Source organism: Methylobacterium sp., from assembly GCF_019750675.1.
GTDB lineage: Bacteria > Pseudomonadota > Alphaproteobacteria > Rhizobiales > Beijerinckiaceae > Methylobacterium.
In genome coordinates this window covers 1-21,403 of record NZ_JAIEOF010000444.1, presented here as the reverse complement: position 1 = coordinate 21,403, position 21,403 = coordinate 1, and the positions used below count along the sequence as shown (strand labels likewise).

Here is a 21,403-nt window from a genome sequence, read left to right as displayed (position 1 = left end):
CCGCATGGGGCTTTCCGACACGGCATTGGCGCCCGGGCCGGACTTCGCGCATCCCGTCACCGGGACAGCGGCGAGGAATTTGGGCGATGGCGGGGAGCGAGGTGCTGGGCGTGCTGGGCGGCATGGGGCCGATGGCGACGGTGGATTTCCTTCGCAAGCTCGTGGAGGCGACGCCCGCCGCCCGTGATCAGGACCATCTCGCCGTGATGGTGGCCCAGGCCGCCGACATTCCCGACCGGACCCGGGCGATCCTGGGGCAGGGGCCCGACCCGCTGCCGGCGATGACCCTGGCGCTGCGCCGTCTGGAGGCGGCCGGCGCCACTCGCCTCGCGATCCCCTGCAACACCGCCCATCATTGGCACGGCGCGCTCCAGGCCCTGACGCCCATCCCGATCCTCCACATCGTCGACGCGGTGGCGACGGCGCTCGCCCACAGGGGTCTGGCCGGCGGGCCCGTGGGCCTGCTCGCCACCGACGGCACCCTTCGGACGGGGCTCTATCCGCGTCATCTCGGCTGCCACGGCTTTACCTGCCGCGTGCCCACCGACCAGGCCGCGGTGATGCGGGCGGTGCGCCTCGTCAAGGCGGGACGGGGCGCCGAGGCCCGGCCGCTGCTGGAGGCCGCGGCCGCGGCGCTGATGGCGGGCGGGTGCCGGCAGGTGGTGATGGCCTGCACCGAGATCCCGCTCGCCCTGTGCGACACGGCGGAGCCGCTCGGCGCCGCGCTGCTCGACGCGACCGACGCCCTGGCGCGGGCCTGCATCGCCGCCGCCGTCCCGGCGAGCCGGGCGGCGTGATCCGCCCGCCCGGGGCGCGGCCTGCCTCGGCGCGCCGTCTCAGTTCGCCTTGGCGTTGACGTCGAGCCGGTCGAACAGGGCCGCCGGGGTCGGGGCCGCACCGAATTCCAGCATGCCGATGCCGGTGCCGTTCTTGGGCCGGAGGCTGAGGGAGAGGGTGCCGGGCTTCGTCACGAACTGGCCCATGGCGGCGCCCACCGCCTTCGCACCCGCCGAGTTGCCCAGGATCGCGGGCACGCCGAAGACGCTGGCGGTGACGTATTCCTGCTTCAGCTCCTCGGGCTTGAGGCTGAGCACCTTCGACTGGGCGGCGATGAAGCGGTCGAACAGGCCGGTATTCTCGATGGTGAGGTCCAGCGCCTTGGCGGTGGCCGACAGCATGGCGAAACTCGAGATCGCCACGTCCGGGTTGAACACCTCCGGGCCGATACCGCCGATCATGCCGTTGATGCGCACGCGGCCCATGTCCTTGCCGGAGATCGAGACCTCGCTGAGCTTCAGCTCCCGGGCCGCCTCGTCCCAGGAGGTGTCGGCCACGACGGCGAGGTCGAGGTCGCTGTAGCCGTAGAGGCCGAGGGAGCCCAGGCCCGGTACCCCCGCCACCGCCGAAGCCGGCAGGGTCAGCCCCGACAGGCTGATACGCCCGGCGGTCGGCACCCCGTCGCGGGGCGGGGCGAAGTTTAGGGCGGCGTCCCGCAAGCCCACATGCATCGCACCCGTCGCGTCGGCGGGATCGCGGGGGCCGCGCGGAGTCGCCGGCTCGGGCGGCAGGTCGAGGCTGAGATCCTTGAGCGCCAGGGTGCCAATGGCCGGCGTGAGCAGGCGCAGATCGGCCTCGGAGGGCTCCGCCGTCAGGGCCGCGAGCTTGCGCAGGGCCGCGATGGTGGGGCTCAGGGAGAAGCCGTCCAGGGAGAGGCGGGCGATGCGGGCCTTGGCACCGTCACCGCCCGAAAAGGTGATGTCCTCCAGGGTGCCGCCGGCATTGGTCATCCCCATCCGGGCGATGCCGAGGCGGAACGCGTCGCGGGGCTTGGCCTCCTGCACGCTGAGGCCGGTCGCCTCCAGGGTGCCGAGGGAGACCGCCTCGGCGAGGTCGGCCCCCAGGGTCAGCAGGCGCGTGCGGTCGGCGGGGGCGATCGTGTCGTAATCGACGCCCGTGAAGGCCTGGAGCGCCCCGGTCCAGGTGGCCGGGATCTGGCGGCCGCTGAGGTCGCGTCCCTCGATCCGCGCGATGGTGACGGCGGTGCCGCGGGCATCCACGTAGGCGACCTCGTCCACCGAGAAGGTGGCGTAGACCCGCTGCAGGGCGCTCTTGCCGTCGCCCGGCTCGCCGTAGAGGCGGGCCAGCACGGCGAGGTCGACATCCGTCGCCCGCAGGCGGCCATAGGTGCCGGTCCCCTTCTGCGGGCCGCCGGCGACGAGGATCGAGGCCCCGGCGGCGGTCAGTTCGGCGATGCGGCCGGCGCGGACATCCCGCGCCATGACGTCGCGATAGGTCACGACCGGGGCCGCGGCCGGCCCCGCGCGCTCCACCCGCAACTCGGGAATCGCGAAGCTCGCGGCGTCCAGCCGGACGAGGCGGGCCGGCCAGGACTCGCCGGGGCCGGATTTCAGCAGGGCGGTGAGTTCGTCCTTGGAGAGGCGCGTGCCGCTGGCGGTGATACGGGGCGCCTTGAGCACGGTGTCGCCGAAGGCGAAGGTCACGTCCTGCAGCGTCACGTCCTGCACCGCCGAGGCAGCCTCCTGGGCCAGCACCGGCGCGGGCCGCGCCGTGAGGCCGGCCCCGAGAAGGACGAGGACGCAGGCCGAGGCGCCGGTCGCCCACGCACGGAGGGGGCGGCCTTTCGAGCGGGTCATGGGCGTATCCGGGATCGCTGACTTGGGTGGCGCGCACTTGGGTGGCGCTGTCGGAAGAGCGGGCTCATCCGTGACGCAGTTTCACGCGCGAGGCAATCGCGGCACGGCGGTCGCGACCGGTCCCGCGCGCCTCACAGGGAGAACGAGGTTCCGCAGCCACAGGAGGCGGTGGCCAGCGGGTTCTCGATCTTGAAGGACTGCCCGATCAGGTCGTTCACGAAATCGATGGTCGAACCGCTCATGTATTCCAGCGACGTCGGGTCGACGAGGACGGTGGCGCCGTCGCGCTCGATCGCGACGTCGTCGGCCGCCCGCGCCCGCTCGATGTCGAAGGCGTAGGAGAAGCCCGAGCAGCCGCCGCCGTTCACGCTGATCCGCAGGGAGGCGCCGGGCGGCTCGGCGCCCATGATCTCGTTGATGCGCTTGGCGGCGCGGGGCGTCAGGGTGATGTCGGCCATCCGGGTGCACTCGCGGGGTGATGTCGAGATCCGCCGGCGTTCCGGCCGATCGTGGGCCGGGACGGCATTGGAACAAATGTCGGGGAACACAAGATATGCCCGGGGGACCGATGCTGCAACGCGACGGTGCGTCAGGAGCCCGGACCGGGGCTGGTGCGATTCTGGAACAGCGAGACGTGATGCCGGCAGACGAGAGGGAGCGGGCGGAAGTCCGCCGGCGCGGCGAGCGCTGGCGGGCGCCCTATGCCACCGACCCGGCGGCCACCCGCGGGCGCCTGATCCCGGAGGCGATCTCGCCCACGCGCAGCGACTTCCAGCGCGACCGCGACCGCATCATCCACTCCTCGGCCTTCCGGCGCCTCAAGCACAAGACCCAGGTCTTCGTCCATCACGAGGGCGACCACTACCGGACGCGGCTGACCCACACCCTGGAGGTGAGCCAGATCGCCCGGGCGCTCGCGCGGGCGCTCGGCCTCGACGAGGACCTCGCCGAGGCGCTCGCCCTGAGCCACGACCTCGGCCACACCTGCTTCGGGCATACGGGCGAGGACACCCTGGACGCCTGCATGGCGGCCCATGGCGGCTTCGACCACAACGCCCAGGCCCTGCGCCTCGTCACCCGGCTGGAGCGGCGCTACGCCGGCTTCGACGGGCTCAACCTCGCCTGGGAAACCCTGGAGGGCCTCGTCAAGCACAACGGTCCCCTGCTGGAGCCGGACGGGCGCCCGACCCGGCGCTGGACGGCGCGCGGCATCCCGGCCGCGATCGTCGAGTACAATGCCCTCAACGACCTCGAACTCACCCGCTTCGCCGGGCCCGAGGCGCAGGCCGCGGCGCTCGCCGACGACATCGCCTACGACAGCCACGACCTCGACGACGGCCTGCGCGCCGGCCTGTTCGATCTCTCCGACCTCGCCGAGGTGCCGTTCCTGCGCGGCCTCCTCGACGAGATCGACCGGCTCCATCCGAATCTCGAAGCCTCGCGAAAGATCCACGAGCTGGCGCGGCGCGTCATCACCCGCTTCGTGGAGGACGTGATCGCCGAGAGCACCCGGCGCATCGCCGCCCTCGATCCGCGCTCGGTCGCCGACATCCGGGCGGCGCGGGCGCCGGTCATCGCCTTCTCGGAGGCGATCGCGCGGGCGGATGCGGAGATCAAGGCCTTCCTGTTCGCCCGGATGTACCGCCATCCCGGCGTGCTCGCGGTGCGGGAGAAAGCCAACCTGATCGTGTCCGACCTGTTCGCCCGGTTCACGGCGGAGCCCGGGGCGATGCCGGACGAGTGGTCGGCGGACCTGGCGGGGGCGGGGGAGGGCCGCATCGCCCGCCGGGTCGCCGACTACATCGCGGGCATGACCGACACCTACGCGGCGCTGGCCCACAAGCAGCTCTTCACCGAGACGCCGGACCTGCTCTGGCGCCCCAACAGCCGCGGCCTGCCGCTGGCGGAGCCGTGACGCTCAGAGCGTCAAACCCTCGTGGAACAGGTCGGGGGAGATCGGCAGCATGAACTGCACGCCGAGGCCGCCCTCGAAGTAGCGCACGACCCGGCCCGGGGTGCGCCCGACCATCACGGTCGCGCCGAGGGGCGGGGCGGTCGCCGTGGAGAGGGCGACGCCGGACATCGAGAGATCGATGATCCGGGCCGGCACCTCGCGGCCGCTCTCCAGGCGCAGGACGACACCGGCCACGTGCGGCGTGAGGCGCTCGTGGGTCCGGCCCTCGGGCAACCCGAGCGAATCGCGGTTGGCGAGCCAGGTCAACTGCGAGGCGATCTTGTCACGCTTGCGTGGGGTCGCGATAAGTTGAACGGCGAAGCCGCCAGGCAGCAGGCGGGCGATGGTGCCCTCGATCCGGCCGATATGCTCGAGGTAGAGGACGACGCGTTCCCGGAAGTCGCCCACGACCGCGCAGGTCAGGCGGACGCCACCGGGCGACATGTCCACGGTCTGACAGGGATATTCCCGCCGGTCCGACAGCATGTAGCGGCCGAGCATCGAGACCTTGACGCGCTGATGCCGACGCAAGTCGGAGCCCCGGATATCACGGTAGGGCTTCGCGGCGGAACGCGGGGCGGCCTCGATCATGGCGGGCGTACTCGTTTCGAGGACTCACTCCCGGTAGAAATAGGCAGCCGGCGTTACGAAAGTTTTGCGCGACCGCAGCGAGACGCCTCGAAAAACGTCGGCGGCCTCGCGCCCGGCGTATCAGGACCGCCCGCCGGGATGAACGAGGAGATGCCCCCGGCGGAGCGGGGCGGTATCGTTGGCGGGCTCGGGCAGGTTGCGCAGCGTCGCCTCGGCGTCGAGGGCGGCCGGAGCCGGCTCGTGTCCCAGGATGCGCATGGAGGTCGCCCGCAGGCGCGTCACCGGACGGATGCCGAGCCAGTGGGGCACGCAGGCCGGGCTGAGCGCGCCCAGGATGCGCGAGTGGGTCTCGCCATGATGGCGCAGGGGGAGCAGCAGCAATTCGAGGTCGACGGCCTCGTCGCGCTCCGTGGTGCCTTGCAGGCCCGCCACGACCCCGACCGTGTCGACGGCCACGGCCTCGACCAGCCGCCACGGATCGGCGTCGGGCGTGCCCCAGATCTCGCCGAAGGACCGGCCCCTCAGCTCGCGCCCGAACAGGGCGCAGACATGGGTTCCGGCCAGCCGGACCGAGGCCGCGGAACGGGACATGTCGACTTCGAGGATGAGGCTGTCGGCCAGGAGATTGCGGATCTCGCCGGGTTCGATCTCGCTGCGCTCGGGGGCGGCGCGCGCACGGCGCAGGCGGTCCCAGTAGCTGTGGAGCATACGGCTGGTCGGGTGCTTCATGGTGTCCCACATTGGCACGGCTCAGAAGCGAACCGTCTCGAACTCGGAAACCGCCGGCGCGAACCGGACCGGATCCGAAGGATGTGGTCCGTCACCCGCACAGCCTATGCCGTCCGCATTTTCGGCGCGCCGTTAAGTTTCGGTCAAGGTTAACGGTCCGGGTGGGTTGTCCACCACCAAGTTTCAGGCGAAGTTGCGGTCCTCGCCGAAGGGAGGCCGCGCCGCTCTCCGGCGAGACACGGGAAGGAGCGGGTCGGCCCTGCCGGCCCGGCGGCTTGCTGGTCCTTGCCGGTGCCCGGGAACGCTCAGGCGTCACCCGGCGGCCTTCCACCTCGGGGAGGGCGCCCGCGCGCGTCCTCCCGTTTTTCGCGCCGCGCGGGCCTTTCACGCCGTGAAGGACTTGCCGGGTCGGTCCGGGGGCCGACATGGTGTCGCCATGGATGCCACGCCCGACCTGCCGCCCCAGAACCGCGTTCCGATCTTCAACATGCCGGGGGTGGTCACCGCGTCGATCGGGGTCCTGGTGGGCATCCACGCCCTGCGGGAATTCGTGCTGCCGGACACCTGGGACATCGCGGCGCTGATCGACCTCGCGCTGATCCCGGGGCGCTGGAGCGTGGCCCTCGACCCGGCCCGGGCCGGGGATCTGCTGGCGAACGCCGCGACCCTGGCGGGGGATCCCGACGTGGTCCAGGCCCGTCAGGCCTTCGCCCGCTACGTGGCGGCCGAGCCTGCCGCGATGCCCTGGACCTTCGCCACCTACGCGCTGCTGCACGGCTCGTGGATGCACGTCATCTTCAACACGGTCTGGCTCGCCGCATTCGGCTCGCCGGTGGCCCGCCGCTACGGTCCCTGGCGCTTTGGCCTCGTCGCCTTGGCCGGCGCGGTGGCGGGCGGCATCCTCCACGTCATCCTCGACCCCTTGAGCACCGCGCCCCTGATCGGGGCGTCGGCGGGGGTCTCCGCCCTGATGGCGGCGGCGGCGCGCTTCGTGTTCCGGCCGCCCCCCGTCTACGCCGGGGGCGGAGCGCCCTGGCAGCGTCCCGCGCCGCCGCCGCTGCAGACGATCCCTGAACTGATGCGCAACCGCACGGTGGTGATGTTCCTGGGCATCTGGCTCGTCACGAACTTTCTGTTCGGCATCATCGCCCTGCCGCTCGGTGCCGAGGCGACGTCGGTCGCCTGGGACGCGCATCTCGGCGGCTTCGTCGCGGGCTTCTTCCTCCTGCCGCTGATCGACCGCCACGGGCGCTGACGGCAGGTTCCGGCCAGCGTCCAAACCCCGAATTATTCCAAGACCTGAATTATCCTGCGATCCGCACGCCTTGGGCCTGCGGGATCTTGCCATGTGCGCGCCGGGGCCACACAATCGCCACAGACCGAGCCGGGCACCGTGCCGCGACTGGCCAAGCCCGGCCACCCCGTCCAACGGGTGAATTCAGGAAAAGGACACGTCCATGACCGTCGCTCGCATCCTCGCCGAGAAGGGCCGATCCGTCATCACGGTGGAGCCGCAGCGCACCCTCGACGAGGCCATCCACCTTCTGGCCGAGAAGCGCATCGGCGCCGTCGTCGTCAGCGATGCGGACGGGGCGGTACGCGGCATCCTCTCCGAGCGCGACATCATGCGGGCGCTGGCGGCCAAGGGCGCCAATGCCCTCGACGCCCTGGTCTCCGAGCACATGACCGCCGAGGTCACCACCTGCACCCGCGCCTGCAGCATCGAGGAGGTGATGCACCTCATGACCGATGGCCGCTTCCGCCACGTGCCCGTGGTCGAGGACGGCCGGCTCACCGGCCTCATCTCCATCGGCGACGTGGTCAAGCGCCGGATCGAGGCCGTCGAGGCCGAGCATCGGGCGATGCGCGACTACATCACCATGGCCTGAACCGGACCGGCCGGAGCTTCGCGCCACCGGCCGCGATCCACCTCAGATCCGGGCGGCCGCCGCCGCCACGAGGCCGCGGATCTGAGGCAGGGCGGCGCGGGCCGCCTCCCGGCCGAGGGCGATCCCCTCGGTGGCCCGGTGGAACTCGAACAGGCCCATCTCGGACAAGCGCGGCACGATGGCGATGTCCGGCGGGTCGCCCGCGAGCCGCGCCCGCGAGATCCGATCCTGCGTGATGTTGAAGGCGTCGAGCATCACCCGCGCCATGCCCGGGGTGGCGAGTCCGTTCGCCCGCTCGGGCTCGCCGCCTCCGGCCCCGCGCGGGCCCGGACGGCGCAGGATCCAGCGCCGGGGCCGGCGGGGGACGGGCAGCACCGCCTCGGCCGTGATCCGCGCGGGCGGGGCGTCCCGCACGCCGGGGCGCGGGTCGCCGTTGAGGTTGACGCAGATCACGAGGTCGGCCCCCAGCGCCCGCGCGATCGTCACCGGCACCGGGTTGACCAGGGTGCCGTCGAGGAGGAGCCGGCCGCCGCAGCGCACCGGCGGGAAGATACCGGGCAGGGCGTAGGAGGCGCGCAGGGCCTCCACGAGGCAGCCCCGGGTGAGCCAGACCTCCTCGCCGCTGTCGAGGTCGGTGGCGACGCTGGCGAAGCGGATCGGCAGCCCCTCGATACGGCGGTCGGCCAGATCGTGCTGGAGGCGCCGCTTCAGGCGATCCCCCGCGATGAGGCCGGAGCGGAGCCGTAGGTCGAGGAGCCCCATCACGCTGCGCCGGGTCAGCGACAGGGCGAAGGCCTTGAGCAGGCCGAGCTGGCCCGCCGCGTAACAGCCGCCCACCACCGCACCGATCGAGCAGCCCGCCACCACGGCCGGGTGAATGCCGGCCTCCTCCAGCACCTCGATCACCCCGATCTGCGACCAGCCCCGGGCCGAGCCGCCGCCGAGGGCGAGGCCGATGCGCGGACCCGGAGCCTGCGGCGCCGACACGGGCTCGACGGCACCGGCGGGAAAGCGCGCGGGCGCGGCTTGCCGGATTTCGGCCCGCACGGCCCCCGGGGACAGGCCGTCCCACATCATCGACACGGCGTGCAGGGACTGGGGACGCAGGAACACGGGACGCAGGAACACGGGACGCAAGAAAACGGGACGCACGACGCGGCGCGGCGCGGCCGGACCCGCATCGAACAGGTCCGCATCGCACCGGGATCAGGCATCGGCGGGCCGCAGGATCGCCTGCCCGGTCGCCGGATCGTGATCGACGCGGCGATAGAAGCAGGTGCGCCGGCCGGTGTGGCAGCAGCCGCCGTCGCCGCCGACCGCGACCCGGATCAGCACGGCGTCCTGGTCGCAATCGACCCGCATCTCGACGACGCGCTGGACCTGACCGCTGGTGGCGCCCTTGTGCCAGAGCTCGCCCCGGGAGCGCGACCAGTACCAGGCCTCGCCGGTCTCCAGGGTGCGGGCCAGGGATTCGGCGTTCATGTGGGCGAGCATGAGCACCTGCCCGTCGGCGGCATCGACGGCGATGCAGGAGACGAGGCCGTTGGCGTCGAAGCGGGGGGTGAAGACCGCCCCCTCCTCGACCTCGGCCCGGCCACCGGGCTCCGGAAAGGCGCTCGTCATGGCGGGCCGGCTCAGGACTTGTTGCGCACGAGGGTGAGGAAGCGGACCTGCTCGTTGGCGTCGTTGCGGAAGGCGCCGCGGAACTGGGTGGTGATGGTGGAGACGCCGGCCTTCTGGACGCCGCGCATCGCCATGCAGAGGTGCTCGGCCTCGACCATCACGGCGATGCCGCGGGGCTTGAGGATGCTCTCGATCACGTCGGCGATCTGCGCCGTCATGGTCTCCTGGGTCTGCAGGCGGCGGGCGAAGGTGTCGACCACGCGGGCGAGCTTCGACAGGCCGACCACGCCCTTGGTCGGGTAGTAGGCGATGTGCGCCAGCCCCATAAAGGGCACCATGTGGTGCTCGCAATGGGAGTAGAACGGGATGTCGCGCACCAGCACGATATCGGAATAGCCCTCGACTTCCTCGAAGACCCGCTCGAGGAGCGCGTCGGCGTCCTGCTCGTAGCCGCCGAAGATCTGGCCGTAGGCCTTCACCACCCGAGCCGGGGTGTCGCGCAGGCCCTCGCGATTCGGGTCGTCGCCGGCCCAGCGCAGGAGCGTGCGCACGGCGGCCTCCGCCTCCTCGCGGCTCGGGCGGCCGGTGGCGATGGCGTCCGGCACCCGCTGAGCAGAGGCGGGCAGGGGAGCGATCTCGGGCTCCCGGGCCGTCTCGGGCGCGGGCGCCTCGGCGACGCGCGCATTGTCGTTGCGCATGGTGCTGAGGGCGCCGTTCTGGCGGGTCGGTTCCATCCCGGATTCCTCCGTCTCGGTCAGGCGGTAGGAAAGGGACTTGAGCGCGGCATCCATGGCATCTTCCGCCCGGGCGATCCGGGTCGTCATCGGGTGGCTGTCAGGCTTTGCGTACATCGTCGAACCATGGGGCCGTGGAGCGGCCGATGCCCGGACGGTGCCGTCTGCCGTGGCGCGACCCTGGCCGTGGGCGCGGCCAGGGTCGACGAGCCGCCTCCTCGCGAAACGGTGCGTTGGCGCCTATATCGACGTTATCGCGCCGGCGCGCAATGCGGGCCGCGCGGATCAGCCCTTCGGATCGGAAGCCGGTCACCCGGCGGGCGCGCGGATCAGGTCGCAGACGGAACGGAACGCCATGCTCGACGACATCTACAACCGTCGCATCCTCGAACTGGCCGCCGACATCCCGCGCCTCGGGCGCCTGCCGGCGCCGGATGCCAGCGCCACCGCGCATTCGAAGCTCTGCGGCTCCACCGTCACGGTAGATCTGGCGGTGCGGGACGGCACGGTCACCGACTTCGCCCACGAGGTGAAGGCCTGCGCCCTGGGCCAGGCCTCGTCCTCGCTGATGGCGCGCCACGTGGTCGGCGCCAGCGCAGAGGAGTTGCGCGAGGTCCGCGCCGCGATGCGGCGGATGCTCAAGGAGAACGGGCCGGCGCCGGCGGGCACCTGGGCGGACCTCGCCGTGCTGGAGCCGGTGCGCGACTTCAAGGCACGCCACGCCTCGACGCTGCTGACCTTCGACGCGGTGGTGGATGCCCTCGACCGGATCGAGGCCAGGGCGGCGGCCGAGTAGCATGCTGCTCCGCCGTGTCGCCCACGGGGCGATCCGCACCTATCAGCTCACCCTGTCGAGCCTGATCGGCCGCCAGTGCCGGCACTGGCCCTCGTGCTCGCACTACACCGACGCGGCGATCCAGCGGCACGGGCTCTGGGCGGGCGGCTGGATCGGGTTTTCCCGGATCTGCCGCTGCGGTCCCCTCGGCACCCACGGCATCGACCTGGTGCCGGAGGCGCTGCCGCCGCGCGCCGCCTGGTTCACCCCCTGGCGCTACGGCCGCTGGCGCGGGGTCAACGCGCCGCCCTCGCCGTTCGCCTGCGAGGCCGTCGCCTGCGAGGCGGTGGGAGAGGGGGCGACTAGACCGGCGCCGCCGTGATCCACTTCAGGAACACCAGCGTCCCCGTCACCGTGAGGGCGCCGCCGATGCGGGTGGCAATCTGGGCGAAGGGCATCAGGGTCATCCGGTTGGCGGCGGTGAGGATCGCCACGTCGCCGGTGCCGCCCTGGCCGCTGTGGCAGGCGTTCACGATGGCGGTCTCGATCGGGTACATTCCGAGTCGGCGCCCGACGCCGTAGCCCGTCGCCATCAGGGTGACGACGGTGGCCACGATGGTGATGAGGTTCGGGACCGTGAAGGCCGCCACCAGCTTGTCCCAGGGGGTGAGCGAGACGCCGATGGCGAAGAGCAGCGGGTAGGTCATGCCGACCTGCACGAACTTGTAGACGATGAAGCCGCCGGCCTGGAGCCGGGGCGAGACCGCGCTGGCGAGCTTGGCCAGCACCGCCAGGAACAGCATCGCCACGGGGGCGGGCAGGCCGGTGAGGTGGTGGCACATCACGCCCAGCAGGTAGAGCGTCACCGCCGTGAGGCCGGCCGCCGCCACCGTGGCGGCGTCGATCGGGCCGGTCTCCACGGGCGTGCCCGCCTCCATGTCGTTCTCGGTGTCGGGCTGCAGGCGGCCCTCGCCGGTGAGGTGGGGCTTGCGCTTGCCCACCCAGTTCAGGGTGCCGGCCAGGATGATCGCCGTGAGGCTGCCCAGCATCACCGGCGGCAGCACCTGGGCGAAGACGTCGCCCTGCGGGATGCCGAGGATGCCGCCGTAGCCGATGGAGAGCGGGATCGCGCCCTCGCCGACGCCGCCGGCCATGATCGGCACCACGATGAAGAAGAAGGTGTGGTGGGTGCCGAGGCCGAGGAGCGTGCCCACCAGGGTGCCGACGCAACCCGCCGCCAGGGAGCCGAGGCCGAGGGGGACGAAGATCTTGAGGAAGCCCTTGATCAGCACCGCCCGGTCCATGCCTAAGATGCTGCCGACGATGATGGCCGCGATGTAGAGGTAGAGAAAGTTGGTGAACTTGGTGAAGTCCGTGATCGCCTTGACGATCGGACCCGGGATCAGCGCGTAGTAGACCAGCGCCGAGGGGATGAAGGTGGCGAAGATCGCCCCCGCCCCGATCTGGCGCAGGACCGGCAGGCGCTTGCCGATCTCCGCGCAGGTGAAGCCGCCGAGCACCAGGACGGCGATCATCGTCGGCGCGTCGGCCTTGATCTCGCCCTCGGCGGTCAGCACCCAGAGCAGCACCACCAGGATCAGGTAGACGGGCAGCGGGATGATGCCGATCTGGATGTCGACGAGGCGCCACCAGCCCTGCGGCCAGAATCGCCGCGTCTCGGCCCGTCCCCCCGGCAGGTGGGCCGTCGTGGTGATCGCGACGCCCTCGGGGTGCGCCGTCGGTACGGGGCTCGGCATGAACGTGTCTCCCGGCGAAAGCCCTTTTTGCCCCGCGGGGCCGGCTCGGTTCTGATTTTTGGACTTTTTTCTGGTCTCAACCGTGCGGAACGGAAGGCCGGGGGCCAGCATCAGTCGGGTCGGGCCGGCCTTGTCAATTGATCGGCCGGCACGGGCCGCGATGGTGCTTGAGGATCACGCGCGATTGTCAGGGACCGCCGGTCCGGCGATGCTCCGGCCCCGGCGCGATCCGCCCCGCTCGGAATTCGCGTTCCTTCCCGCGGCGAATGGGTCTAAACGGCCCGGCGCGGCGCCGCATCGCGGCCGCCCCGATCCGAAAACCGCCCCCGCTTACCTGCCGCGTACGCAGGAGTGAGCCTCCAAGGAGCCCCGGCCATGCCGATCCTGACCTTCCCCGACGGCAACACCCGCAGCTACGACGCCGCGATCACCGGCCGCGCGGTCGTCGAGGGCATCGCCAAGTCCCTGGCCAAGCGCACCGTCGCCATGGCGCTCGACGGCACCGTGCGCGACCTCGACGACACGATCGAGCGGGATACCCGAATCGAGTTCCTCGACCGCGCCGACCCGCGCAGCCTCGAGCTGATCCGGCACGACTGCGCCCACGTGCTGGCCGAGGCGGTGCAGGCCCTGTGGCCGGGTACGCAGGTCACCATCGGCCCGGTGATCGAGAACGGATTCTACTACGATTTCGCCCGGGACGAGCCCTTCACGCCGGAGGACTTCCCGAAGATCGAGGCGAAGATGCGCGAGATCATCGCCCGCGACGCCCCCTTCACGAAGGAGATCTGGAAGCGCGACGACATCCGGGCGCTCTTCGCCGAGAAGGGCGAGGCCTACAAGGTCGAACTCGTGGACGCGATCCCGCCCGGCGAGGATCTCAAGGTCTACCGCCAGGGCGACTGGTTCGACCTCTGCCGCGGCCCGCACATGACCTCGACGGGCAAGGTCGGCACCGCCTTCAAGCTGATGAAGGTGGCGGGCGCCTACTGGCGGGGTGATTCCAACAACCCGATGCTGACCCGCATCTACGGCACCGCCTGGGCCTCGAAGGAGGACCTCGACGCCTATCTGCACCGGCTGGAGGAGGCCGAGCGCCGCGACCACCGGCGCCTGGGGCGCGAGATGGACCTGTTCCACTTCCAGGAGGAGGGGCCGGGCGTCGTGTTCTGGCACGCCAAGGGCTGGACGGTGTTCCAGGAGCTGATCGCCTACATGCGCCGGCGCCTGCGCGGCGACTACCAGGAGGTCAACGCCCCCCAGATCCTCGACAAGGCCCTGTGGGAGACCTCCGGCCACTGGGGCTGGTACCGCGAGAACATGTTCGCGGCCCAGAGCGCGGGCGACGAGGCCGAGGACAAGCGCTGGTTCGCGTTGAAGCCGATGAACTGCCCCGGCCACGTGATGATCTTCAAGCACGGCCTGAAATCCTACCGCGACCTGCCGCTCCGCATGGCCGAGTTCGGCGTGGTCCATCGCTACGAGCCGTCCGGCGCCATGCACGGCCTGATGCGGGTGCGCGGCTTCACCCAGGACGACGCGCACATCTTCTGCACGGAGGACCAGCTCGCCGACGAGTGCCTGAAGATCAACGACCTGATCCTCTCCACCTACGCGGATTTCGGCTTCGGCGAGATCGTGGTGAAGCTCTCCACCCGCCCCGAGAAGCGGGTCGGCTCGGACGCACTCTGGGACCATGCCGAAGAGGTCATGACCCGGGTGCTCACCCAGATCGAGGAGCAGTCCGGCGGCCGGATCAAGACGGCGATCAACCCGGGGGAGGGCGCCTTCTACGGGCCGAAATTCGAGTACGTGCTGCGCGACGCCATCGGGCGCGACTGGCAGTGCGGCACCACGCAGGTCGACTTCAACCTGCCGGAGCGCTTCGGCGCGTTCTACGTCGATGCCGAGAGCGGCAAGAAGCCCCCGGTCATGGTCCACCGCGCCATCTGCGGCTCGCTGGAGCGCTTCACGGGCATCCTGATCGAGCATTTCGCGGGGCATTTCCCGCTCTGGCTCGCGCCCGTGCAGATCGTCGTGGCCACCATCACGGGCGACGCCGACCCCTATGCCCGGGAGGTCGTGGCCGCTGCGAACCGCCTCGGCCTGCGCGTCGAGGCCGATCTGCGCAACGAGAAGATCAACTACAAGGTCCGCGAGCACTCGCTGGCCAAGGTGCCGGTGATGCTGGTCGTCGGCCGCAAGGAGGGCGAGGATCGCACGGTCTCGGTGCGGCGCCTCGGCAGCCAGCACACCCGCACCGGCGGCCTCGACGAGACCCTGGCCGCCCTGGTGGCGGAGGCGACCGCGCCGGACCGCATCCGGGCGGATGCGGTGGCCGAGACCGTGCCGAGCGAGAACGTCGCCCTAGACGGCCAGCACGGCGAGGCGCCGACGCCGTAGGGCCCGCGGGGCCCGCCCCTTGCACGGGGCGGGGGCCGGCGTCAGCCCGCCTTGGCGATGACCTCGACGTCGCGGTTGAGGCCGCTCTCGACCTTGAACTCGCGGGTGTAGACCTGCCCGTCGTGGCGGGCGATCAGGACGTAGTCCCCCTCCGCCAGGGTCACCTGCGGGAAGGCCCCGATGGCCTCGCGGATGGTGTCGCCGCCCGGCGTCAGCACCGAGAAGGCGGTGCCCGCGAAGGCCTCCGCCCCCTCGGCCGCCACGAGCTTGAGGGTCAGGGTGGCGGCACGGTGGTTCAGGGTGGCGTCCGTGACCTTGCCGTTCTCCACCTTGAGGTCGGCGCGCTGGATCGCGTTCGAGCCGCCATAGGTCGAGACCACGTGGTAGGTGCCCTCGGGCAGGCGCAGGAGTTCGCCCGCCTTGACGCCGCTGCGCACGAGGCGCCCCTCCGAGTTCGTCCCGATCGGTACGAAGACCGAGAAGGCGAGCTGCTCGGGGCTGAGCTTCACGTCGCCGATGGCCCCCGAGAGCTTGAGCGCCCCGGCGCTGACCTTGAGCTGCTCGGAGGCCGGTTGGCCCGCCATGACGACCCGGCGCGAGGCGCTGGCGAAGCCGTAGGTCACGGTGGCGACGTAAGCGCCCGGCGCCAGGGTGAAGCTCGGCTCGGCCGCCTCGGAGCGGGCGACGATGGCGGGCTTCGTCCCGTCCGTGCGGTCCTCGTAGATGCGCCAGGCGAGCCCGGAACGCAGGGGCTTGTCGCCGCCGGCGAACACCGCCGAGAGGGCGAGCGCCGCGCTCGCCGCGCTGGGCAGCGGTGGCACCGAGGGATCGGACATCGCGGGGGCCGACAGGGTGGGCGAGGGGAGGTTGGGCCCGATCCGGTTGTGGAAGGCGTTGCCGTCCTGCGCCGAGGCGACCCCGGGATGGACGCCGAGGAGGAGGGCGCAGCCCAGCAAGACCGATCCGTACCCTGCCCGCGCCATCCCGCACCTCCCAATCCCGACCGGGGCGCCCCGCCGGCGTTGCCAATCCGCCGCCGACGCGCCATGTCACGGGCGGCCGCCGCGCCCCGGTGCCCGCCCTCTGGAAGCGGACCATGGCGGCGGCAAGGCCGCGCCGCCCCCGGGCCCTTTTCGCGGCTCAGCCTCCACCCGCCCGATCCTGCTCCAGGGATGCCATGAACGCCACCCTCGATCTCCTGCGCACCCGCCGCTCGGTCCCGCCCCTCCGCCTGGGAGAGCCGGGCCCGGACGCGGCCGAGCTCGACGCGCTCCTCACCATCGCGTCGCGCGTGCCGGACCACGGCAAGCTGGCCCCCTGGCGCTTCCTGGTGATCGCCGGCGATGCCCGGACCCGCATCGGCGAGACCATCGCGGCGGCCTATGCCGCCGACCATCCGGAGGCCGACGCCGCCCGCCTGGAGCTGGAGCGCAACCGTCTCGCCCTGGCGCCCCTGGTGGTGGCGGTGGTGTCGCGGGCCGGCCCGCACGTCAAGATCCCGGAATGGGAGCAGGTGCTCTCGGCCGGCGCCGTGGCGATGAACCTCGTGGTGGCGGCCAACGCCGCGGGCTACGCCACCGCCTGGCTCACCGAGTGGTTCGCCTACGATTCCCGCATCCTCGACGTCCTCGGCCTCGACCCCGGCGAGCGCCTCGCGGGGTTCATCCACATCGGGCGCGCCGACGAGGTGCCGCCCGACCGGCCCCGCCCGGCGCTGGCCGACATCGTCACCCGGCTCTGAGGGGCACCCCATGCACTACGACGCCGAGACCAAGGGCCTGCCGCACAACCCGCTGAAGGCCCTGGTGGCCCCGCGCCCGATCGGCTGGATCAGCGCGATGAACCGCGACGGCGCGGTCAACCTCGCACCCTATTCCTACTTCAACGCCGTGGCGGCGGGTCCCGACATGGTCATGTTCTCCTCGGCTGGGCGCAAGGACGCGATGACCTTCGCGGAGGAGGGCGGTGAGTTCGTCTGCAACATCGCCACCTACGACCTGCGCGAGGCGGTGAACGCCACCTCGGCGCCCCTGCCGCGCGGGACGAGCGAGTTCGCCTATGCGGGCCTGACCCCGGCGCCATCGCGAAAAGTGCGGCCGCCCCGGGTCGCCGAATCGCCGGCCGCCCTGGAGTGCAAGTGGCTGCAGACCGTGCCGCTGACGCCGCTCGACGGCAGCGACGCCTCGCATTTCCTGGTGATCGGGCAGGTGGTCTCGATCTACATCGACGACCGCTTCATCACGAACGGCCTCGTCGACACCGGCGCCATGCGGCCGATCCTGCGCGGCGGCTATTTCGACTACTTCACCGCCGAGTCCAAGACCCGGTTCGAGCTGCGCCGTCCGGCCGGCGGGGGCTAAGCGGCTTCCCCGGAAGGGCCTGCGGACATCCGCGACAAGCCAAGCACCTAAGCAGGTTCACGTTGGCAAGCCAACGCTCCACCCTGCTTAGCTCTTCGTTATGTCGCAGGTTTGAGCCGCGAAACCGGCGACCACTTTTGCGAAACCCGCTTAGGCAGGCGCGCCTGCCGCGCCGTCGCGGTCCGGCGTCCCGGCATCCCATCTCACCATCGCGATCTCGGCCACGGCCTCCAGTTCGGCGCGCCCCGCCCCGTCGCGCGCCAGGATCGACATGCCGCTCTGGAGGGTCTGCACGTAGCGGGCGAGGGCGCGGATGTCGGTCGCGGCCGGAAGCTCGCCCGCCGCCACGGCCTGCCCGAGGCGCGCCTCCAGGCGTTCGAGGGCGACGGCCCGGGCGGACCGCACCAGGTCGCCGAGGCCCGAGCGGCCCTCGCTGCCCACCGCCGAGAGCGTCACCATGCAGCCGAGGGGAAGATCGGCGACGGAGCCCGTCAGGACTGCAGCCGAGTCACGCAGAAGCGCCAGGACCGCCTCGCGGGCCGTCCCGGCGGACCGGAACCGGGCCCAGACCAGCGCCTCGTAGGTCTCGTTGTAGTGGCGCAGGGCCTCGGCATAGAGCGCTTCCTTGGACCCGAAGGCGGCGTAGAGGCTGGGCGATCCGATCCCCATCGCCTCCGTCAGGTCGGCGATGGAGGTCGCCTCGTAGCCCTTGAGCCAGAACAGCCGGGTCGCCTGGCCCAGGGCGGCGGCACGGTCGAACGCCCGCGGCCGCCCGCGTCCGCGAACCGGTTCGGGGGGGCCGGCTGGCGGCGGATCTGAATTCTGCATCGATCAATCTATAAATCGCTTGACCCGTCCCGCCAACCCGCCTACCAATTCTGTGTCGATCGATACATAAAAGGATGGACCATGACGGAACTGGTTGGCAAGCGTGCCCTCGTCACGGGCGCCGCGCGGGGCATCGGCGCCGCCATCGCGCTGGCCCTCGCGGACAGGGGGGCGGACGTCGCCATCACCTACGAGCGGTCGGCCGAGCGCGCAGCCGAGGTGGTGCGGTCCATCGAGCAGAAGGGCCGGCGCGGCCTCGCCATCCAGGCCGACAGCGGCGATGCCGCTGCGGTGAAGCGCTCGGTCGACGCGGCGGTCGACGGGCTCGGCGGTCTCGACATCCTCGTCAACAATGCGGGCATCGCCCGCTACGGCGCGGTCGCGGAGATGGATCTCTCCGACATCGACGCGCTCCTCGACGTCAACGTGCGCTCGGTGGTGCTGGCCTCTCAGGCCGCCATCCCGCATCTGGGGCAGGGGGGCCGCATCGTCTCGATCGGCTCCTGCCTCGCCGAGCGCGTGCCCTTCCCGGGCGTGACGGTCTACTCGATGACGAAATCCGCGCTTCTCGCCTTCACCCGGGGCCTGGCGCGCGAACTCGGACCCCGCGACGTCACCGTGAACCTCGTGCAGCCCGGCGGGACCGACACCGACATGAACCCGGCCGACGGCGCGCAGTCCGACGGGATCCGCGCCCTGACGCCCCTCGGGCGCTACGGCACGCCGGAGGACGTGGCCGCCGCCGTGGCCTTCCTGGTGAGCCCGGCCGCGCGGCAGATCAGCGGGTCCGTCGTCACGGTGGATGGCGGCCTCAACGCCTGAGCGTTCCTCAGCGCCGACGCCCCAGGCGCTCGGCGATGGCGATGCCGCCGATGACGAGGGCCAGCGCCAGGCCTTCGTGCCAGCGGAAGGGCTCACCCACCAGCAGGATGGCGAGGCCGGCCCCGAAGATCGGCACGAGGTTGACGAAGAGACCGGCCCGGTTCGGGCCGATCAGCTCGACGCCGCGCATGAAGGCGAGCTGTGCGACGAGCGAAGGCCCCAGCGCCACGAACAGCACGATGACCCAGCCCTTGCGGGTCGGCCAGATCGTGTGGCCCAGCGCCCATTCGGCGTAGAGCGGTGGCAGGGATGTCACGAGGGCCGAGAGCGCCACCGCGGTGAAGAAGCTCAGACCCGAGACCTTGGGGCGGCGCGAGAGCGCCACGGTGTAGCCGGCATAGAGCAGGCAGGCGACCAGCATCAGCACGTCGCCCCGGTTGAAGGCGAAGGTGGCGAGCACCCGCCAGTCGCCGTGGGTCGCCGCCACCACGCCGCCCGCGAGCGTCACGGCGACGCCCAGCACCTGCGCGCCCGTCACCGCCACCCGGAGCACGGCGTAGTTGATCAGGATGACGAGAACCGGGATCGACCCCTGGAACAGGGCGATGTTGATGCCGCTGGTGAACAGCCCGGCGGCGTAGAACAGGCTGGCGTAGAGGGTGTAGCCGCAGGCTCCCATCAGCAGCACGTAGCGCCAGTGGCGGGCCAGCCGGTCCCACTCCGCCACGAAGCCCGCCCGCGCCGGCAGCGCCAGGGCGAGGCAGGCGAAGGCCCAGCGCAGGCAGGTGAGCACCTGGGGCGAGACCTCGCCCGCCGCCCACTTGCTCGCCACCACGTTGCCGCCCCAGAGCAGCATCGTGAACACGAGGAGCGGGTAGGCCGTGGCCACCGGCGCGTCCGCGCGTCCGGCGGGCGTCTCCGGGACGCGCATGGGGCGGATCTCCCTGGGCTCGCCGGGCCCGAGGCCGGTCGATGCGGGCGGGGATAGCCCGTCGTGCCGCGCGGGGACAGGCCGCCCGGCGCAACGCCGCCATCGAAATCCGCTCGTATCCGCCCCCCAAGGGCCGCACCCATCCCCCGCTATCGATCCGCCCGCGCTATCGACGGGCGCGCCGATTCCCTATGCCGGTGGATAAGGTTATGCCGGCCCGGAACGCGGCGACACGGCCGCGGACCAATCGGGGAGGGCGAGACATCCGGTGACGTGGCGATCCCTCCTCCTCGCCGGCCTTTTGGCGGCCGGCCTCGGCGGCCTCGCCGTCTCGCCCCAGGGCGCCGCCCTCCTCGGCGAGGCGCGCGAACGCCTCGCGGCGCTCCAGGCCCGCTCCGGGCCGGCGAAGCCCGCCCACCTGCCGGCCCAGCGCACCGCCGTGGAGGAGGGCCGCACCGTGGTGCGCCTCTCGGCCGCCGAGCGCGCCCGCATCGGCATCGTCACCGAGGCCCGGCCGCTCGCCGCCCACCGGGAGGAGTTGCAGGCCTATGGCAGCGTCCTCGATCTCGCCCGGGTCACCGACCTGACCAACGCCTATGCCAGCGCCCGGGCCGCCCTCCAGACCGCCCAGGCCCGCGCCGAGGTCTCGCGCAGCGCCCTCCAGCGGGCGAGGTCGCTCGGTCAATACGCGACCACCGTGCAGCTCGAGACCGCCGGGGGCACGGCCCAGACCGACCAGGCGGCCCTGGCGGCGGCGGAATCGCAGGTGCGCACCCTCTCGGCCACCGCCCAGCAGGAATGGGGGCCGGTGATCGGCCGGGCCATCGTCGAGCGCTCGGCCGGCGTCACCCGGCTGATCGAGCGGACCGACTTCCTGGTGCAGGTCACCCTGCCGCCGGGGGAGGGCCTGAAGGGCCCGCCGGCGGCGGCCTTCGCCGAGGTACCGCCCCAGAGCGCGCGGGTCGCCCTGACCTACGTCTCGCCCGCCACCCGCACGGATCCGCGCATCCAGGGCCTGAGCTTCTTCTACACCGTGCCGGGCGACAGCGGCTTCCTGCCCGGCATGAGCATGCTGGCCTTCCTGGCGGCCGACCGCAGCGTCACGGGCCTGAGCGTGCCCGAGGAGGCGGTGGTGCACTGGCAGGGGGCGGCCTGGATCTACAGGGCGGTGGGAGCCGATGCCTTCGCCCGCCACCGGCTCAAGGCCGATCCGCCGATGTCGGCCGACGCCTACGTGGTGGAGGACCTGCCCGGCGACACCGAGATCGTGCTCTCGGGAGCTCAGGCGCTCCTCTCCGAGGAGATGAAGAGCCAGCTCCAGGTCTCGGGCGGCGTCGATGACGATTGAGGCGA

The 21,403-nt window shown here is 71.8% G+C and carries 22 protein-coding genes; 11 read left to right on the top strand and 11 right to left on the bottom strand.

Annotated elements, in window-relative coordinates; genetic code table 11:
* Positions 1 to 86: 86 nt before the first annotated feature.
* Positions 87 to 797 carry an amino acid racemase gene (locus K2X24_RS23455; protein ID WP_366934557.1) on the top strand — a complete coding sequence of 237 codons (711 nt, stop codon included), beginning with the start codon at positions 87 to 89 and terminating at the stop codon, positions 795 to 797.
* 39 nt (positions 798 to 836) lie between these two features.
* Here the strand turns inward: K2X24_RS23455 and K2X24_RS23450 are convergent, their stop codons facing one another.
* A complete protein-coding gene (locus tag K2X24_RS23450) occupies positions 837 to 2,654 on the bottom strand; it encodes a hypothetical protein (protein ID WP_292501642.1) in 1,818 nt (605 codons plus the stop codon).
* 131 nt (positions 2,655 to 2,785) lie between these two features.
* Positions 2,786 to 3,112, bottom strand: coding sequence for an iron-sulfur cluster assembly accessory protein (locus K2X24_RS23445; RefSeq protein WP_292501641.1), 327 nt, complete (start codon positions 3,110 to 3,112; stop codon positions 2,786 to 2,788).
* Positions 3,113 to 3,291: 179 nt separating this feature from the next.
* On the opposite strand from K2X24_RS23445, the gene K2X24_RS23440 reads away from it, so the two are divergent.
* Positions 3,292 to 4,569 carry a deoxyguanosinetriphosphate triphosphohydrolase gene (locus K2X24_RS23440; protein ID WP_292501639.1) on the top strand — a complete coding sequence of 426 codons (1,278 nt, stop codon included), beginning with the start codon at positions 3,292 to 3,294 and terminating at the stop codon, positions 4,567 to 4,569.
* A gap of 3 nt (positions 4,570 to 4,572) precedes the next feature.
* On the opposite strand, the gene K2X24_RS23435 is transcribed toward K2X24_RS23440, so the two are convergent.
* Both K2X24_RS23435 and K2X24_RS23430 read right to left on the bottom strand, forming a co-directional pair.
* Positions 4,573 to 5,199 carry a PilZ domain-containing protein gene (locus K2X24_RS23435; RefSeq protein ID WP_292501636.1) on the bottom strand — a complete coding sequence of 209 codons (627 nt, stop codon included), beginning with the start codon at positions 5,197 to 5,199 and terminating at the stop codon, positions 4,573 to 4,575.
* Positions 5,200 to 5,319: 120 nt separating this feature from the next.
* Complete coding sequence (locus tag K2X24_RS23430) at positions 5,320 to 5,928, bottom strand: PAS domain-containing protein (RefSeq protein ID WP_292501635.1); 609 nt, start codon at positions 5,926 to 5,928, stop codon at positions 5,320 to 5,322.
* A 436-nt stretch (positions 5,929 to 6,364) separates the two neighbouring features.
* Here K2X24_RS23430 and K2X24_RS23425 point away from each other — a divergent pair, with 436 nt between their 5' ends.
* Together K2X24_RS23425 and K2X24_RS23420 are read left to right on the top strand one after the other, a co-directional pair.
* Positions 6,365 to 7,183, top strand: a complete 819-nt coding sequence (locus tag K2X24_RS23425) for a rhomboid family intramembrane serine protease (RefSeq protein WP_292501633.1) — start codon at positions 6,365 to 6,367, stop codon at positions 7,181 to 7,183.
* Positions 7,184 to 7,385: 202 nt separating this feature from the next.
* Positions 7,386 to 7,817, top strand: a complete 432-nt coding sequence (locus K2X24_RS23420) for a CBS domain-containing protein (protein WP_243913176.1) — start codon at positions 7,386 to 7,388, stop codon at positions 7,815 to 7,817.
* A 42-nt stretch (positions 7,818 to 7,859) separates the two neighbouring features.
* Here the strand turns inward: K2X24_RS23420 and K2X24_RS23415 are convergent, their stop codons facing one another.
* The 3 genes from K2X24_RS23415 to folE all read right to left on the bottom strand — a co-directional run bounded on the left by K2X24_RS23415 (position 7,860) and on the right by folE (position 10,291).
* Positions 7,860 to 8,864: a patatin-like phospholipase family protein gene (locus K2X24_RS23415; protein ID WP_292501647.1), complete on the bottom strand. Its 1,005-nt coding sequence runs from the start codon at positions 8,862 to 8,864 to the stop codon at positions 7,860 to 7,862.
* A gap of 159 nt (positions 8,865 to 9,023) precedes the next feature.
* Positions 9,024 to 9,440, bottom strand: coding sequence for a phosphoribosyl-AMP cyclohydrolase (hisI, locus tag K2X24_RS23410; protein ID WP_292501631.1), 417 nt, complete (start codon positions 9,438 to 9,440; stop codon positions 9,024 to 9,026).
* Positions 9,441 to 9,451: 11 nt separating this feature from the next.
* The gene (folE, locus tag K2X24_RS23405) at positions 9,452 to 10,291 is read right to left on the bottom strand and encodes a GTP cyclohydrolase I FolE (protein WP_292501629.1); all 840 of its coding nucleotides are present in this window, start codon (positions 10,289 to 10,291) and stop codon (positions 9,452 to 9,454) included.
* A 238-nt stretch (positions 10,292 to 10,529) separates the two neighbouring features.
* Between folE and K2X24_RS23400 the strand changes: the two genes are divergently transcribed.
* Both K2X24_RS23400 and yidD read left to right on the top strand, forming a co-directional pair.
* The gene (locus tag K2X24_RS23400) at positions 10,530 to 10,970 is read left to right on the top strand and encodes an iron-sulfur cluster assembly scaffold protein (RefSeq protein WP_292501627.1); all 441 of its coding nucleotides are present in this window, start codon (positions 10,530 to 10,532) and stop codon (positions 10,968 to 10,970) included.
* Positions 10,971 to 10,974: 4 nt separating this feature from the next.
* Positions 10,975 to 11,331 carry a membrane protein insertion efficiency factor YidD gene (gene yidD / locus K2X24_RS23395; protein WP_292501645.1) on the top strand — a complete coding sequence of 119 codons (357 nt, stop codon included), beginning with the start codon at positions 10,975 to 10,977 and terminating at the stop codon, positions 11,329 to 11,331.
* On the opposite strand, the gene K2X24_RS23390 is transcribed toward yidD, so the two are convergent.
* Complete coding sequence (locus K2X24_RS23390) at positions 11,312 to 12,706, bottom strand: 2-hydroxycarboxylate transporter family protein (RefSeq protein ID WP_292501625.1); 1,395 nt, start codon at positions 12,704 to 12,706, stop codon at positions 11,312 to 11,314. The genes yidD and K2X24_RS23390 overlap by 20 nt on opposite strands.
* Positions 12,707 to 13,081: 375 nt before the next feature.
* On the opposite strand from K2X24_RS23390, the gene thrS reads away from it, so the two are divergent.
* Positions 13,082 to 15,109: a threonine--tRNA ligase gene (gene thrS / locus K2X24_RS23385; RefSeq protein ID WP_292501623.1), complete on the top strand. Its 2,028-nt coding sequence runs from the start codon at positions 13,082 to 13,084 to the stop codon at positions 15,107 to 15,109.
* Positions 15,110 to 15,150: 41 nt separating this feature from the next.
* On the opposite strand, the gene K2X24_RS23380 is transcribed toward thrS, so the two are convergent.
* Positions 15,151 to 16,092 (bottom strand): hypothetical protein, encoded by a 942-nt coding sequence (locus tag K2X24_RS23380; protein WP_292501621.1) that lies wholly within the window; start codon positions 16,090 to 16,092, stop codon positions 15,151 to 15,153.
* A gap of 194 nt (positions 16,093 to 16,286) precedes the next feature.
* Between K2X24_RS23380 and K2X24_RS23375 the strand changes: the two genes are divergently transcribed.
* The gene (locus K2X24_RS23375; protein ID WP_292501619.1) at positions 16,287 to 16,850 is read left to right on the top strand and encodes a nitroreductase; all 564 of its coding nucleotides are present in this window, start codon (positions 16,287 to 16,289) and stop codon (positions 16,848 to 16,850) included.
* A gap of 10 nt (positions 16,851 to 16,860) precedes the next feature.
* Complete coding sequence (locus K2X24_RS23370) at positions 16,861 to 17,469, top strand: flavin reductase family protein (protein WP_292501617.1); 609 nt, start codon at positions 16,861 to 16,863, stop codon at positions 17,467 to 17,469.
* Between the two features lie 150 nt (positions 17,470 to 17,619).
* Here the strand turns inward: K2X24_RS23370 and K2X24_RS23365 are convergent, their stop codons facing one another.
* Complete coding sequence (locus tag K2X24_RS23365; RefSeq protein ID WP_292501616.1) at positions 17,620 to 18,297, bottom strand: TetR/AcrR family transcriptional regulator; 678 nt, start codon at positions 18,295 to 18,297, stop codon at positions 17,620 to 17,622.
* Between the two features lie 81 nt (positions 18,298 to 18,378).
* On the opposite strand from K2X24_RS23365, the gene K2X24_RS23360 reads away from it, so the two are divergent.
* The gene (locus tag K2X24_RS23360; RefSeq protein ID WP_292501613.1) at positions 18,379 to 19,119 is read left to right on the top strand and encodes an SDR family oxidoreductase; all 741 of its coding nucleotides are present in this window, start codon (positions 18,379 to 18,381) and stop codon (positions 19,117 to 19,119) included.
* Positions 19,120 to 19,126: 7 nt separating this feature from the next.
* Here K2X24_RS23360 and K2X24_RS23355 read toward each other — a convergent pair whose 3' ends face one another.
* Complete coding sequence (locus K2X24_RS23355; RefSeq protein WP_292501611.1) at positions 19,127 to 20,050, bottom strand: DMT family transporter; 924 nt, start codon at positions 20,048 to 20,050, stop codon at positions 19,127 to 19,129.
* A gap of 268 nt (positions 20,051 to 20,318) precedes the next feature.
* On the opposite strand from K2X24_RS23355, the gene K2X24_RS23350 reads away from it, so the two are divergent.
* Positions 20,319 to 21,398, top strand: a complete 1,080-nt coding sequence (locus tag K2X24_RS23350; protein ID WP_292501608.1) for an efflux RND transporter periplasmic adaptor subunit — start codon at positions 20,319 to 20,321, stop codon at positions 21,396 to 21,398.
* Positions 21,399 to 21,403 lie beyond the last annotated feature (5 nt).